Origin of the sequence: [Pseudopropionibacterium] massiliense (assembly GCF_900607225.1) — a bacterium.
GTDB lineage: Bacteria > Actinomycetota > Actinomycetes > Propionibacteriales > Propionibacteriaceae > Arachnia > Arachnia massiliensis.
Genome location: NZ_LR027842.1, coordinates 2,821,348 through 2,835,763, shown reverse-complemented (window position 1 = coordinate 2,835,763; position 14,416 = coordinate 2,821,348). Strand labels below are relative to the sequence as shown.

At 65.9% G+C, this 14,416-nt stretch carries 17 protein-coding genes; 12 read left to right on the top strand and 5 right to left on the bottom strand.

Features of this window, described 5'->3' with window-relative positions:
- Positions 1-75 precede the first annotated feature (75 nt).
- From E0E39_RS12610 to E0E39_RS12600, 3 genes are all read right to left on the bottom strand, one after another.
- A complete protein-coding gene (locus tag E0E39_RS12610; protein WP_130875059.1) occupies positions 76-975 on the bottom strand; it encodes a carbohydrate kinase family protein in 900 nt (299 codons plus the stop codon).
- A gap of 372 nt (positions 976-1,347) precedes the next feature.
- Positions 1,348-2,382 carry a DUF2330 domain-containing protein gene (locus E0E39_RS12605; RefSeq protein ID WP_130875058.1) on the bottom strand — a complete coding sequence of 345 codons (1,035 nt, stop codon included), beginning with the start codon at positions 2,380-2,382 and terminating at the stop codon, positions 1,348-1,350.
- A 26-nt stretch (positions 2,383-2,408) separates the two neighbouring features.
- Positions 2,409-2,828, bottom strand: a complete 420-nt coding sequence (locus E0E39_RS12600; protein ID WP_130875057.1) for a winged helix-turn-helix transcriptional regulator — start codon at positions 2,826-2,828, stop codon at positions 2,409-2,411.
- A gap of 111 nt (positions 2,829-2,939) precedes the next feature.
- On the opposite strand from E0E39_RS12600, the gene E0E39_RS12595 reads away from it, so the two are divergent.
- Together E0E39_RS12595 and E0E39_RS12590 are read left to right on the top strand one after the other, a co-directional pair.
- Complete coding sequence (locus E0E39_RS12595) at positions 2,940-3,893, top strand: NmrA/HSCARG family protein (protein ID WP_130875056.1); 954 nt, start codon at positions 2,940-2,942, stop codon at positions 3,891-3,893.
- Positions 3,894-4,135: 242 nt separating this feature from the next.
- On the top strand, positions 4,136-4,387 hold the full coding sequence (locus E0E39_RS12590) for a type II toxin-antitoxin system Phd/YefM family antitoxin (RefSeq protein WP_130875055.1): 252 nt from the start codon (positions 4,136-4,138) through the stop codon (positions 4,385-4,387).
- A gap of 35 nt (positions 4,388-4,422) precedes the next feature.
- Here the strand turns inward: E0E39_RS12590 and E0E39_RS12585 are convergent, their stop codons facing one another.
- On the bottom strand, positions 4,423-5,517 hold the full coding sequence (locus E0E39_RS12585; protein ID WP_130875054.1) for a Fic family protein: 1,095 nt from the start codon (positions 5,515-5,517) through the stop codon (positions 4,423-4,425).
- Between the two features lie 195 nt (positions 5,518-5,712).
- On the opposite strand from E0E39_RS12585, the gene E0E39_RS12580 reads away from it, so the two are divergent.
- Entirely contained in the window at positions 5,713-5,943 is a 231-nt protein-coding gene (locus E0E39_RS12580) for a FitA-like ribbon-helix-helix domain-containing protein (RefSeq protein ID WP_130875053.1), read from the top strand.
- A gap of 12 nt (positions 5,944-5,955) precedes the next feature.
- On the opposite strand, the gene E0E39_RS12575 is transcribed toward E0E39_RS12580, so the two are convergent.
- Positions 5,956-6,780 carry a class I SAM-dependent methyltransferase gene (locus tag E0E39_RS12575; RefSeq protein WP_130875052.1) on the bottom strand — a complete coding sequence of 275 codons (825 nt, stop codon included), beginning with the start codon at positions 6,778-6,780 and terminating at the stop codon, positions 5,956-5,958.
- A gap of 69 nt (positions 6,781-6,849) precedes the next feature.
- On the opposite strand from E0E39_RS12575, the gene E0E39_RS12570 reads away from it, so the two are divergent.
- The 9 genes from E0E39_RS12570 (at position 6,850) to E0E39_RS12530 (ending at position 14,274) form a co-directional block, all read left to right on the top strand.
- Complete coding sequence (locus E0E39_RS12570; RefSeq protein ID WP_165444786.1) at positions 6,850-8,253, top strand: DHA2 family efflux MFS transporter permease subunit; 1,404 nt, start codon at positions 6,850-6,852, stop codon at positions 8,251-8,253.
- A 104-nt stretch (positions 8,254-8,357) separates the two neighbouring features.
- Positions 8,358-8,831 carry a GNAT family N-acetyltransferase gene (locus E0E39_RS12565; RefSeq protein ID WP_130875050.1) on the top strand — a complete coding sequence of 158 codons (474 nt, stop codon included), beginning with the start codon at positions 8,358-8,360 and terminating at the stop codon, positions 8,829-8,831.
- A 1,083-nt stretch (positions 8,832-9,914) separates the two neighbouring features.
- On the top strand, positions 9,915-10,199 hold the full coding sequence (locus tag E0E39_RS12560) for a WhiB family transcriptional regulator (RefSeq protein WP_130875049.1): 285 nt from the start codon (positions 9,915-9,917) through the stop codon (positions 10,197-10,199).
- Between the two features lie 114 nt (positions 10,200-10,313).
- Positions 10,314-10,478, top strand: a complete 165-nt coding sequence (sp36, locus tag E0E39_RS12555; RefSeq protein ID WP_130875048.1) for a Sp36 family protein — start codon at positions 10,314-10,316, stop codon at positions 10,476-10,478.
- Positions 10,475-10,936, top strand: coding sequence for a RidA family protein (locus E0E39_RS12550; protein WP_130875047.1), 462 nt, complete (start codon positions 10,475-10,477; stop codon positions 10,934-10,936). The genes sp36 and E0E39_RS12550 overlap by 4 nt, the downstream gene beginning before the upstream one ends.
- Positions 10,933-11,550, top strand: coding sequence for an endonuclease III (gene nth, locus E0E39_RS12545; protein ID WP_130875046.1), 618 nt, complete (start codon positions 10,933-10,935; stop codon positions 11,548-11,550). The genes E0E39_RS12550 and nth overlap by 4 nt, the downstream gene beginning before the upstream one ends.
- A complete protein-coding gene (locus tag E0E39_RS12540) occupies positions 11,529-12,152 on the top strand; it encodes an NUDIX hydrolase (RefSeq protein ID WP_165444785.1) in 624 nt (207 codons plus the stop codon). Before nth ends, E0E39_RS12540 begins: the two co-directional genes overlap by 22 nt.
- Positions 12,153-12,676: 524 nt before the next feature.
- Positions 12,677-13,444, top strand: a complete 768-nt coding sequence (locus E0E39_RS12535; protein WP_130875045.1) for an ABC transporter ATP-binding protein — start codon at positions 12,677-12,679, stop codon at positions 13,442-13,444.
- A 17-nt stretch (positions 13,445-13,461) separates the two neighbouring features.
- On the top strand, positions 13,462-14,274 hold the full coding sequence (locus tag E0E39_RS12530) for an ABC transporter permease (RefSeq protein WP_130875044.1): 813 nt from the start codon (positions 13,462-13,464) through the stop codon (positions 14,272-14,274).
- Positions 14,275-14,416: the final 142 nt, after the last annotated feature.

The following is a 14,416-nucleotide window of genomic DNA, read 5'->3' as shown; positions in this document are numbered from 1 at the left end:
TGGATGTCGTGGTTGCCATCGTCGAGCGACTGCGCTTGTGGGCTGCCAATGCGGGCTCAGGCTACGTTCGGGACCTCATCGCGCGAGGAAATGGGCCAAAGTTTCGGCGTCGATGAAGCTCGTGTGGGTTCCACGGGCTCCGCACGCCCAGGCTCCGCCCACCGCGCCCGCCCGGGCCGCCTCGGCGATGTCGCCATGTTCCAGGAAGTGACACAGAAAAGCCGCCACAAAACTGTCCCCGGCCCCGTTGCTGTCGACCACCGGGCGGTCGGGAATCGTGACGGGATCAATACGCAGCGGTGAATTATCCGAACGCAACCACACGCGAGCCCCCTCGGCACCGGCCATGATGACGATGAACTGGGCACGCCCGTGGTTAAAGATGTCCGAGACCACCCCCGATTCATCTGTCAGGGCCGTGGCCGAGACGAAAACCTGGTCTGCGCCGTAGGCGAAATCCTTGTGATGCTCGGCGAGGCCATCCCAGTCGTGCAGGTCAGTGGAGGTCGGGCAGCCAGCAGCGACGGCATCCCGCAGTGCGTGTCGCGCCCAGCCCACGATCGAGACGTGCACGTGACGGGCGGTCCGGATTCCCGCGCGCCACAGCGACGGATCGGGCACGAAATCGCCCGGATCTCGCGGGTCGTACAGCGACATCCGCAGTCCGTCTGGGGTTACCAGGTTCACCGCGCGGCGTGTGCCGCAGGCGTGGGTAACGAACGTTGTGGGAATCCCCTGAGCGGAGTAGGTGCTGCGGATGAGCTGTCCCTCGGGATCGTCGCCGATCACATCGATCATGGCAGTGGCGCGGCCGAGCGCGTGAACACCGAGCGCCACTCCGTTGCCTGTGTGACCGGGAACGGTGAGGATGGGTGGGACGATGAAAGAATCCACCACCGGAAGGGGAAGGGAATCCACCCTGATGACGTGGTCCACTCCCACGCCGCCAACCACCAGGACATCGGTTTGTGTCATGTGAATCTCCGTCCTTCGTCGGGCGGCCGCTGGCTTGGCGGGCCTCCTGCCATGAAGGCTACCCGCTGGTTGTGATCACCAGTGCCTCCACATCCAGGACATGACCACGAGCCAGTGTCAAGGCAGGCGATGAGATCCGGGAGAAGGGTCCGTGAAGGCAGGAAGGTCATGTCGAGGTCCTTCCGCTCCGATTGGATGGACACAACTGTATGTCGTAGAGGTGACAGAAGTTTTCAGGATCCTTTGAGGCTTATTCACAGGCGACGTGTCGACCAGCGAAACCCCTAGTCAGAGCGCGCTTGAGGATGGCCATGAATAAGCCTCAAGGTATTTGGCACACCCGGTTGTGGTTTTCCATCGGTTGGGAAATGGTCACGAGTGGTTGTGAACGAGTTCCGCCGTCCGCGTCCTGCGGTACCTACGGATGATCAGCCACGCGAAGGCTCCGACCAGCAGCAGCACCGGGTAGGCCTTCCACAAGGGGATGTCGACCTTGTAGGTGGGGATGTACTCCTCGTCGGAATCGGCTTGGGCGAAGCGGATGTCATCGCTGATCTCCATCGGTTCGAAGCTGCCCTCCAGCGCCGTCAGGTAGCGTTCGCCATCGCCGAGCCCCACCTCACCCGCGGGGACCTTCCCGGCGAACTTGACGTTCAGATCGCGTGAGGACGAGGTCGGTCCCTGCGCATCCATGCGGTGGTCCGCCAGCACGAAGAGTTTCACGCCCTGGCGGGTTCGGGCGTGCTGTGACAACTTGATGGGATAGATCGGTGCGTCGGTGGGGAACTCCATGCGCAGCGAGTCCAGGCCGTTCGACAGCGCCGCCGCACCACTCTCAGGCGTCAACCGGGTCGCGGTGATCTGCCAGCCCGCGTCGAGATACTCCTGGAAGGTCGGCTCCACATCCTTTCGGGCCGAGAACCCGTTGGCGCCCAACCAGTCGTTGACCGCGGCGGCGCTGGTGCCCTGCAGGGTGGTCACCTCGAACGGTCCCAACGTTTGGATGTCGACGACCTGCACCCCGGGGGGTGCTCCTTCCCTGGATCCGTCGGATCCGGATTGCGGTCTTCCAACCCGGGAGTCGGGCAGGAACTGGGGTACGTACCGGGGGCGAGGTTTGGTCAGATTCTTCAGCCGATCGAAGACGTCCTTGTCGCCCAGGCTGACCTTTCCCCCGGGAGGCAGCGGCATGATCCAGGCCGCTGCGGACGCCTCGCCGTCGAGGTGCATCACCATGTCGATGCGTTCCCGTCCGCCGTCCATCACCACGAACGCGGTCTCCGCATTGATGCCCGCCGCCGAGTCGGTCACCAAGGCCCCGCACGCGCACGCCTGCGCAGGGGCCGGGAGCCACGACATCGCGACGACGAACAACACACCCAGGGCGATGCGGAGAGAGTTCTTCACACGGGTCAGGGTATGGGGCGTCCGGTTCAGACCGGTCCGCGACCTGCACCAAAAGGCGTGGCGGAGGGAACCGGATGTGCCGGCCCGAAGCGTCCCTGCTCGCTCACCACCTGATTGCCCCAATGGGTCAGAGCGTTCAGTGCGGGCAGGAAGGTGCGCCCGAAGTCGGTGAGCGAATACACCGTTTTCAGGGGTGGTTTGGTTCCGAATACCTGGCGCGATATGAGGCCGTCCTGCTCCAGCTGCTTGAGCTGGTTGCTCAACACGGTTTCCGTCGCTGAGATGAGTGCGCGACGCAGTTCACCGAAACGTTTTGGCTCGTCCTTCAAGTGATAGATGATGACGGCCTTCCATTTGCCGCCGACGAGATCCATTGCGACACTGATCGGGCAGGGATACGTTTTTTCTCCCAAGCTCACGAAATCACTGATGCACTCCAGTTCCATGCCGTGCTCCTGTGTGGTATCGAAAATGATAGTTCTTGATCCGGGGGATCCTTGGTCGCACACTGAAATTCGTACACGATCCTACCGTTCACCAGGCAAAGGAGAAACACCATGACCTCCGCCGCGCCACTCGTCGCCGTCGCGGGCGGCACCAGCAAACAGGGCCGCAGTGTCGTCAGGACGCTGCTGGCCGATGGGCGCTTCCGGGTACGCGCGCTCACCCGCGACCCGTCGTCCCCGCAGGCGCGGGAACTCGCGCGGCTGGGCGCGGATGTCGTCGTCGCCCCGCTGGAGCCGGGACATGACGACGAATGGCTCGCCGCTCTCACGGGTGCGCGGAACGCCTTTCTCGTGACCCCGCCCACGGCCCCGGAGAACTCGCGCGAGTACGAGCTGGGCTGCCGTTTGGCGGACGCGGCGCTGCGGGCGGGCGTCGAGCACGTCGTCTTCAGCACCCTTGAGAACGTGGACGACATCTCGGGTGGCACGCTGTTCGCACCGCACTTCACCGACAAGGCTCGGATCGCTGACCACATCCGCACACTGCCCATCGCACACACCTTCGTGATGCCGGCCTTCTTCTACACCAACCTGCTGGAATACTACGTGCCGCGCGCAGAAGGTGACGTGCTCCTGTTGCCCATCTACCTGCCCGAGGATTTCCGTGCGCCTTTCGTGGATCCGTTGACCGCGACGGGCCCGGCGGTCCTCGAAATCCTCGCGCACCCCGAACTCTACCGAGGAGAAACGCTTCCCCTGGTGGGTGACGTCATCTCACCGCGGGAAATGGTGGAGACGTTCCAGTGGGTCACCGGAATGAGGGCCGAGTATCGCAATGCATTCACGCGCGAGGGACTGCTCCGTTGGTTTCCCGAATTCGCTTCGGATGAACTGCACGTGAAAGAGATTCTGGGCATGGTGAACTATGCTGTGGACTACGGCTATTTCAGGTCGGAACGTGATCTGGAATGGAGTCGTCGCATCACCCCGGACACCCTGACCTGGGAACGGTTTCTGCGCGGGACCGGTTGGCGAGGGGAGCGCACGTCCTTCAATGCATCATAAGGGCGCTGGGGGGAGGTGACACTGCCTGCGCGGGTTGGTGGACGGTCTCGTCATCCGCATGCTCATCAACCCGGTTGCGCAGCACTCAACGCCGTATATCGTCCCTGGAGGGGCAAAATCGGCGTTGAGTGCTGCACAACCGTGATTCTTCCTCCAAGGTCTCGTGGGTGCGCCGGGAGAACGGCGACGATGCGCGATGACTGGTACCGTTGATCCGTACCACTTTCAGGGGAGGGGGTGCCGTGTCCATCAGCGCCAGCGAGGCCCGCAGGACGTTGTTCCCGCTCATCGAGCAGGTCAACGACGATCGCACTGCCGTCGAGATCGTTTCCCGCAAGGGGAACGCCGTTCTCATGTCCGCCGATGAATACGCCGCGTGGCAGGAAACGGCCTACCTGTTCCGCTCTCCCGCCAACGCCCGCAGGCTGCTCGACGCCTACGAGAGGGCCTGGGAGGGCCGGGCCGAGGAACACGACCTCATCCGGGAGGAGTGAGGTGCGCCTGGTGTGGGCCGCTCCGGCGGGGCCGCCTATTCCGGTAGGGGAGTCGTGAACAGTTTGTGCAGCAGCTTCTGATTGATGTAGACGGCGTTTCGGCCGATCTTTTCCTTGGCGATCAGGCCGGTGGTGGCCAGTTCATTCAGCCACTTGGACGCCGTCTGCCGCTGGGCCAGTCCCGCGTCCACCACGTTCTCTATTCGAAGATAGGGCTGCGTGAAGAGCAGACGGGTCAGTTCCCCGGCGGGGAGTTTCGGCCGGATCCGGCGGATGTCGTGCTCCACGGTGTCTCGTAGGCCATCCGTCGCCTCCACGAGAGCCAGGGTCCAGCGGGCCGTCGACTCGACCCCGGTCAGCATGAACAGTATCCACGACTCCCATTCGTCGGAGCGGGTGACGGCGTTGAGAAGGCTGTAGTACTTGTCCTTGTGGCGCACGATGTGACCCGACAGACACAGGATCGGGAGTTCGAGCAAACCGGTTTCGATCAGGGTGAGCAGGTTCAGGATGCGACCGGTGCGCCCGTTGCCGTCGAAAAATGGGTGGATGGCCTCGAACTGATAATGGGCCAACGCCATGACCACGAGCGGGTCCACGCCGTGGTCGCCGTGCAGGAACTTTTCCCACGCGCCCAGGTGATCCAGAATGATTTCGCGCCCCTCGGGAGGCGTGTAGATCCTTTTCCCGTTCGCGGGGGTTCCGATGTAGGTGCCCGGGGTGTTCCGGATGATGGAGGGCCGCCCCAGGAGGCGGGAACAGATATCGATGGCTGTCTGCTTGGTCAGGGGGCGCGAGGTCAGGGAGTCCACTCCGGCTCGGAGCGCTTCACGATAGCGGAGTGCCTCTTTTACCTGTGGGGTCGGCTGGGTCAGCGCTCCATGCGCCGCCTTGAACAACTCGTCGTTGGTGGTGACGATGTTCTCGATCTCGTTCGATGCCTGCGCCTCCATCAGGGGGATGAGGTTGATCAGCATGGTGGGGTCGGGCAACCGCTTGCAGGCCCCGTCGAGCCGGGCCAGTGCCCTGCTCGCCGCAACCGTCGCCTTCAGGACCACCGGCGTCTCCACATCCTTCGCAGGTGGGAGCGGGGGTAGGTTCTGATGCGGGCGGTCAGGATGGTGCCACATACACGAAGCGTAGCCGCGCAAGCGGGACATGTCGAAATTTTGGTGATTTTTCGACACGTTTTACGGACGTGTCGATGACGTGTACACGTTCCTTCCCGGCTCCGGGGTCTTCATGATCCAGCGGCAGGGCTCTCGATGGGCCACCTGCGGGCGATTCGATATCATGTTTGATATCACTTGAGGGAGGTGGTTGCGATGGCATCCATCGTTGTCCGAGGCCTGGATGATTCGGTGAAGCGGCAGCTCGCCGAGCAGGCCGAGCGACATGGACGTTCCATGGAGGCCGAGGCCCGCGACATCCTGACCAAGGGTGTGGCCCGTCCCAACATCGGCTTGGCCCTCATACAGGCCGTGCAGGAGGTCGGGGGAGCGGATGACCTGCCCATTCCTGAACGCGATGACGTGGCACGGGCGGGCAGGCCCTGACCTGATTCCGGTTCAAGCGCGGAGCAGGACTTCGCCGTGGACGACGACGAACCAGCCGTCCTCGCTGGCGCCCCACTGCCGCCAGGCCTCAGCCATCGTCTCCAGGTCGCTCGTCGTGGCCAGTCCGAGTTCCACCGCCCGTGGGCCGAACGACGCCAGGCACCGCTCCGCCCACGTTTCAGACCACCAGGCGCGGTCCTGCGCGGTGGCGAAACACCAGGTCGACGCGGATGGCGTCGCGTCCCGGAAACCCGCGGCCCGCGACCACGCCAGCAGCCTGCTCCCCGCGTCGGGTTCCCCGCCGTTGGCCCGGGCCGTGGCCATGTAGACCTCCCGCCACGAATCCATTCCAGCGGAGTGGGGGAACCACGCCTTCGCCGAGTACACGGCGTCGCGCGCGGCGACGATCCCCCCGGGGCGGACCACCCGTCGCATCTCGGCGAGCGCCGCCACCGGGTCGTCCAGGTGCTGGAGCAGCTGATGGGCGTGGACGACGTCGAAGGTGTCGTCGTCGAAGGGCAGCGCGGACACGTCACCGGTCATCAACTCCACCCGGTCCCGGAGGCCCCGCTCCTCCAGGAGGCCCCGGGCGACGTCGAGCACGGCGGACGAGGCGTCGAGCCCCACGACCCTTCCGGGAGCGACGAACCCGGCCAGGCCGGCGGTCACGGAGGCTGGTCCGCAGCCGACGTCGAGCAGGTCCGTGCCCCGGTGCAGGTGGGGGAGCAGGTATCCCGCCGAGTCCCGGGCGGTGCGGCGGGAGTGGCTGGCCAGTACCGCCGGGCCGTGGCCGTGGGTGTATCGGTGGGTGGTCCCGGGAGCGTGCTCGGAGGTCATGGGGCCAGTATTGGACCGGTGGGATCCGCGCTGCAGCCGTGTCCGGGATGAGAAATGAGGAGCAACAACGTGCCAGGGTTCGAACGGCGTCTCGACGCACGCCTCGTCGTCTCCATCGTCGCGGTGGGCATCATGTCGTTCGCGGGTGTGGTCGTGGAGACCGCGATGAACGTCGCCTTCCCGGCTCTCATGGGCGAGTTCGGGGTGAACACCGCCACCGTGCAGTGGGTCACGACCGGGTATCTGCTGGTGCTCTCCGCGATCATGCCGATCTCCTCGTTCCTGAACCGCAGGTACCGCGCCCGGACGCTCTTCCTCGCGGCCATGCTCACCTTCCTGGCCGGGACGGTCATGAGCGCGGCCGCCCCGCACTTCTCGCTCCTGATCGGCGGACGCATCCTGCAGGGCGTCGGCACGGGCGTTGCGCTGCCGCTGATGTTCAACATCGTGCTGCAACAGGTCCCGCACGAACGGATGGGAACCATGATGGGTCTCGCCACGCTCATCACCGCCATCGCCCCGGCCGTGGGGCCCTCACTCGGCGGTTTCCTCATCGGCGCGCTCGGGTGGCGTTCGATCTTCCTGGTGCTCGTTCCCTTCCTGGTCATCGCCCTGGTGCTCGGGGCCCTGACGATCCGCCAGGCCCAGGAGACCAGGCGGGTCTCCTTCGCCCCCGTCCAGTTCCTGCTCATGGCGGCCGGGTTCGTCGCCCTCGTCTTCGCCACCAACGCGGCCTCCACCAGCGCATGGACCAGCCCGGAGGTGCTCGGGCTGTTCGTCCTGTCCGTGGCGCTCATTGCCGGTTTCGTCCGGCTCTCCCGGCGCTCCGACGATCCCCTGCTGCGCGTGCGGATCTTCACCGACCGCACCTACGCGTTGAGCATCGTCTACGTGGTGCTCATCCAGGCCATCGTGCTGGCGCTGGGATACCTGATCCCGTACTTCGCCCAGGTCGGCAAGTCGATGGACTCCTTCGCCGCGGGCTGTCTACTGCTGCCCGGGTGCATCATCGGCGCGCTCCTCACCCCGTTTGGCGGCGGGATCCTGGACCGCTTCGGTCCCATGCGGCCCATCCTCACCGGCGCCGCCATCGGGGTGGTGACCCTCGTGCTCTTCGCCGTCCTCGGCGTTCACGGCTCAGGCGTTCGGCTGGCGTTGATCTACGCGCTCTTCCCGATCTGCCAGGGGTTGTCCGTCTCGAACTCCATGACCAATGGCCTGCGTTCCCTTCCTGATGACCTCCAGGCCGACGGCAACGCCGCGTTCAACACCATCCAGCAGCTCGGCGGGGCCATCGGAACCGCGGTGGCGACCGCCATCGTCAACGCGGCAGAGGCGGCCGACCCGGTGGCGGGAACGACCACGGGCACCCAGCTCTCGTTCCACGTCCTGCTGGGCGCCGGCGTGGTGGCGTTCGTCGCGGCGCTGGGCGTGTTCATCCGGCCGGGAAGACCCGCTGGTGATCCGGCCTGACGGGGCAGGGGCGATTCGTTTCCGGGAAGGCGATGGTCGGTGGCATGTTGGAAACGCCTGCAGGGTTTCCGTGCCGAGCTGTCGTCGAGTGCGAGGAGGCTGTCATGACCGGTGAGACCGTGATCGCGGTGCCCGCCCCTGACGTCAGGGTGGAGCTGCCGGGAGGTTTCGTGGTGGACACGGACCGCGATCGGCTCGATCTGGAACGCGTACACCGCTGGTTGTCGACGGATGCGTACTGGGCGCTGGGACGGTCCCGCGATTTCGTGGAGCGGGCCGCGGCGGCATCGGTGAACTTCGGCGTGTACGGGCCAGACGGCGCGCAGGTTGGGTACGCACGGGTGGTAACCGATGGTGTTGCCTTCGGGTGGCTCTGCGACGTCTACGTCGCGCGCGAGGTGCGTGGGCGTGGGCTCGGGGTCGCGCTGTCCCGGACCGTGGCGGAAACGTTCCGGCGACTCCGGCTCAAGCGGCTCATGCTCATTACCCCCGATGCACACGATCTCTACGCCGAGGTGGGGTTCGTGTCTTTCCCGGACCCGGAGAAGCTGATGGTGCTGGGGCCCGCTGACCGCTGAAGGGCGGTCGGGCTGAAGAGCCGGGGGTGAATCCTCCGGTCCGGTTGACGGCCCGCCGATACCGACCTTGGTGCGCATTGCGGCGAAAACTACCCGAAGGGATCCTTGATAATTGAATCACTGATCTGAGGTGGCGGGGGAGGTTGTTGCTGAAGAAGTTTGGTAACCGCAGTGATTGTTAGTTTGTTTACAATTTGACGGATGCCTCCCCCGCCGAGACAAGGGTAATGCATGAACTGGCGAATTGCCAACGTTTATCGAAAGTTAATTACCGCATGGTCGGGAGGGTTTGCATTGGTGTATTCGCTGAGGTTGTGGCTCGGAAAACCTGTCGATTCGGGGTCGCGGTGGCGCTGGATCACAAACGCGGGTGGGGCTGTATTGCGGGATCGTGTTCGGATGCGATCCGATTATTCATCGGATGTCTGAGGTCCGTGGCCGTAGAGATGCGGTGGGATGCCCCGGGGTGTTCGGTCCGGTGTGGTCGTGTCGACCTTCGTGGTCTCGGTTGGCTTCGTCTGTGGCAGGGCAACGTCTTTCTGATATATCGATAAAACAATTTAACGATCCTGCTTGGGTGCGGGTTCCGAGAGCTCGCTGGGGTGTCGGTGTCTCCCGGGGAGCTGGTGCTCGACGTGGTTCTCGCGAGATGGCTCCTGCTGATTGGCCTTCTGGGCGCCGAGTCTCGGGGGGCGTTGTGTCGTCAAGGGGTGGGTGTTCTGCGCGGGGCGCACCGTTCGGTGTTTGTCGGTCGACCGGGTGATACAGAGATGTGTGGAGGTCCCAATCGGTGTGACTCCATGGCGACGTTTCGTCGCCGCGAGGGGATTTTCCAAGCTATTCGTAGGTAGTTAGATAACGAAAGTTAGGGCGAGTGAGTTGGGTCCTGTCATCCGATTGGCCGGCGTTTTGCGAAATCTGGCGGTGCTCGGTGACCGCGGGGTGCGGAAACCCCCGGTTTTAGGGGCTCGGAGGCCATCGGTGAGGGGAAACTGGCTGTTATCCGGCGCTTTTGCTTTTGAAGGGGATGCGCTAGCGTCATAGCTGCATTTCGGAAGAACAACTGGGCGAAGGAGGGTGTGGATGTCACTGGGTGAGATCAGCGAATGGACATTGCGGGCCAAATGCCGTGACATGGAGGACGTTTTGTTCCCCGAATCCAAGGATCAACGGCGGGTCCGAAACATCTGCATGAGCTGTCCAGTGCGCATGGAGTGTCTCGCCGAGGCGCTCGACAACCGCGTCCAGTGGGGCGTCTGGGGCGGCATGACCGAGCGCGAACGCCGTCGGCTGCTGCGTTCCCGGCCCGACATCACGTCCTGGCGGGAAGTACTGCTCACCTACGGACGTCTCGACGAGGCCAGCTGACGGTCGCGCGTCTCTTTCCACGCTGGTTGATCCGACCCGCGAGCTCTGCGAGCCGGCCGTGTCGAAACCGCGGTGTGGGTGTGCGGGGACGCGATTTGATGGCAGGCTTGGGGCATGACCACATGGGAGTACCTGACCGCACCTATCCTCAGCCACGTGTCGCAGCAGATCCTGAACAACTTCGGGGCCGACGGCTGGGAACTCGTCACCGTCGCACCCGGCCCGACCCCCGAAACGATGGTCGGATACTTCAAGAGGCCAGTGGAGGAGGGACGATGAGCACACCCACCCAGCGACTCGCCGACCTCGGACTGAGCCTGCCGCCCGTCGCCAAACCACTCGCCGCCTACACCCCCGCCATCACGGTGGGCAACCAGGTGTGGGTCTCCGGGCAGCTGCCCCTGCGCGACGGGAAACTCGTCGCCACGGGTCGCCTCGGCGACGCCGTCGATCCGGCCGAGGGGGCGGAGGCCGCGAGGGTCGCGGCCCTGAACGCCCTGGCCGCCGTCGCCGACCAGGCCGGGGGCCTCGACAACGTGGCCCGCATCCTCAAGGCCGTGGTGTTCGTCGCCTCCACCACCGACTTCACCGCCCAGCCGCAGGTGGCCAACGGCGCCTCCGAGCTGCTCGGTGAGGTCTTCGGCGCCCCGCACGTGCGCAGCGCCGTCGGCGTCGCCGTCCTGCCCATCGACGCCCCCGTCGAGGTGGAGCTGGTGGCCGAACTCGCCGCCAGGTGACGGCGGCCCAGATCGGTGCCCGGCTCGCGGCCGCCTACCCGGACGCGCACTGCGAGCTGGAGCACCGGTCACCCTTCGAACTGCTCGTCGCCACCGTCCTGTCCGCCCAGACCACCGACGTCCGCGTCAACCAGGTCACCCCGGCACTGTTCGCCCGCTACCCCGACGCGGAGCACCTCGCCGAGGCGGAACAGACCGACGTCGAGGACCTCATCAACAGCCTCGGGCTGTACCGGTCCAAGGCCAAATCGCTGATCGGGCTGGCCCGCGCGCTCGTCCTCGACCACGGCGGCCGGGTGCCGGAGAGCCTCGACGAGCTGGTGAAACTGCCCGGGGTTGGCCGCAAAACCGCCAACGTCGTGCTCGGAAACGCCTTCGGCATCCCCGGGATCACCCCCGACACCCACGTCATCCGCGTCTCGAACCGGCTCGGCTGGGTGCACTCCACAACACCCGGCGACGTGGAACGAGCCGTCGGACGGCTGTTCCCGCCCAAGGACTGGGTGGTGCTCTGCCACCGGATCATCTGGCACGGTCGCCGCTGCTGCCGCGCCCGCACGCCCACCTGCACCGTCTGCCCCGTGGAGGACCTGTGTCCCAGCTCTCAGGCCTGATCTCGGCGCTGCGCGACGGCGCGGTCGGGCCGCTCGGCCAGTTCGGGCGCGCCCCCGCCGATGCGCGCCGTGCCGCCGTGCTGATCCTGCTCACCGACCAGGCCGACCCGGCCGTCCTGTTCACCGAACGCGCCGGGGGACTGCGCTCGCACGCCGGGCAGATCTCCTTCCCCGGGGGCGGCGCGGAAACCGGCGAAACCCCCGCGGCGACGGCGCTGCGGGAGGCCCGCGAGGAGGTCGGCCTGGATGCGGGGCTCGTCACCGTCCTCGGCCAGCTCCCGACGGCCTGGGTGCCGGTCAGCGGCTACGAGGTCACCCCCGTCGTCGCGCGGTGGTCGGAACCGCTGCCGCTGGTGCCCGTCGACCCCGGGGAGGTCGCGAACGTGCTCCAGCTGCGGGTCTCGCAGCTCAGCGACCCCGCAACCCGCGTCACGGCCACCGTCCCCGGCGGCTACCGCGGCCCCGGGTTCCAGCTCGGCGACCTGTTCATCTGGGGCATGACCGCCCACCTCCTCGACGTCACCCTGCGGGTCGCTGGCTGGGAGCAGTCGTGGGACCGGGACCGGGAGGTGCCGGTACCGGGTCGCTTCCTGAGGGACTGATCCACCGCCGTCGTTTCGCTGGCCTTGTTGATGTTTGCTGGCCTCACAGCGCAGGCAAACGTGAACAAGGCCAGCAAACCAGGATCAAGGCCAGCAAACCGGGGTTGGGTGCGGAGGACGGCGGTCAGGGGATCGTCCGGAGGGGACGCCGAGGATCCTTCCGTCCCTCCCGCCGGCTGCTGAGGTCCTCCTCGTCCCCACAAGGGGTGTTGAGGTCCTCTCCCTCCCTTCCGGGGATCCTTCCGTCCCCTGGGGCGCTGTGATCCTGCCCCGAACCGCGTCACGATCGGTCGGTTTGTGCGCTGTGGGGCCGGCGGAATCCCGGTTGCGCAGCACTCAACCGAGAAAACCGCCCCCGTGGGGGCGAAAACCGGGTTGAGTGCTGCGCAACCGTGCGACCCCTCGCCGGGCGCGCCTCGCAAGTGCTCTTGGAACAGAAACTAACTTTTTTTGGGCAAGTACTTGCGTAGTTGGAAAGTAGTTGTTACTGTAGAGCCACAGCGACGAACCCGGGAGGAACCGACATGACCACCGCCATCAGCTTCCAGAACGTGACCAAGGACTACGCCACCGCCAAGGGCGTCGTCCGGGCCCTCCGAGGCCTGAACCTCGAAATCCCGCAGGGCGTGATCTACGGACTTCTCGGCCCCAACGGGGCCGGCAAGACCACCGCCCTCGAAATCGCCGTCGGCCTGCGCGAGGCCACCGGGGGAATCGCCCGGACCATGGGGCTGGACCCGGTCAGGGACAACGCCGAGGTCAGGAACCGGATCAGCATCCAGCCGCAGAACGCCACCGGATTCAACCTGCTGACCGGCGAGGAACTCCTCGACATCTGGAGCGCCCTCTACCCCAACCCCCGGCCCGCGGAAGAACTCATCCGCCTGCTCGACATGAGCGGCTACATCGACCGGCAGCTGCGACGCCTCTCCGGTGGGCAGCGGCAGCGGGTCAACCTGGCCCTGGCGCTGATCGGCGGGGTGAACGTGACCGTCCTCGACGAACCCTCCACCGGACTCGACCCGATGGCCCGCGCCGACCTGTGGGACGCGCTGCGTCACCTCAAGCAGGAGGGCATGACCATCATCCTGTCCACCCACGACATGGAGGAGGCCGAGGTCCTCTGCGACCACCTGGCCATCATCGACGCCGGCGCAGTCGTCGCCGAGGGCAGTCCGTCGGAACTGATCGCCGACGCCGAACGACGCCACCGGGGACCGGCTCGTTTCCGCGGCCTCACCGACGTCTTCTTCCAGGCCGCGGGCCGTTCCTTCCACCAGCAGAACAAGTGACCCGCGAGGAGGTCGTCATGTCAACCCTTTCCATCACCCGCCCACTGACCGCAGCACACCAGGAGATCGCAATGCCCACCGCGTCCGTCAACCGCAAGCTGTTCAAACTCCACTGGCTGGAACTCACCCGCAACCGCGTCCAGTTCATCTTCGCCATGGTGTTTCCCCTGTTCATGGGTGGAATGTTCTTCCTGATCTCGACGGTAATGCCCGCCAGCAGCGGACCCGGCTTCGGCGCCATGATCCTGCCCATGAGCGGCTACCTGGCGCTCTCCGGGGTCGCCCTCAACCTGACCGCCGGACCTCTGGTGCAGTACCGGGAACAGGGCACCTTCCGGGTGCTCGGCACCACCCCGCTCAGCCGGACCCGTTTCCTGCTGACCCACCTGTTCCTGCGGGTCGTCGTCGCGATGGTGCTCTGCGTGGCGCTCTACCTCCTCGGGGCGGCGATCGGGCTGGCCGAGTGGACCGCGATCCCGGCCCTCACCGCGGCCTCCCTCCCCGCGCTGCTGCTGTTCCTGGCCATCGGGTACTGGCTGGGCGGCGTGATGACCAGCTCCCAGGCCACCAGCAGCGTCAGCGCCTTCCTGCAGGTCGGGTTCCTGTTCGTCAGCGGCGCCGGAATCCCCCTGTGGTTGCTGCCCGAGACCGTCCAGCAGGTCATCGGCTGGCTGCCTCCGGCCCTGTCCGTCGATCCCCTCTTCTGGGCTGCGAACAGCCCGCTCCAGCAGCACGATCCGTGGCTGGCCAGCGGAATCACCATCGCTCTGGCGGCGCTCGTCATGCTGGCGGCGATCCGCACCTTCCGCTGGGAGGTTCGCAGCAGGTGAGACGGCATCGCGCCCGTGCAGCACTCAATGCGCCAAGGGTCCTGGTGGCCCGGGCGCATTGAGTGCTGCACGGACGAGGAAGAACCTCAGCCCGGTTTCTCGCCCACGCGGACGGTGCGCACGACGTAGCGGCTCTCCCGCT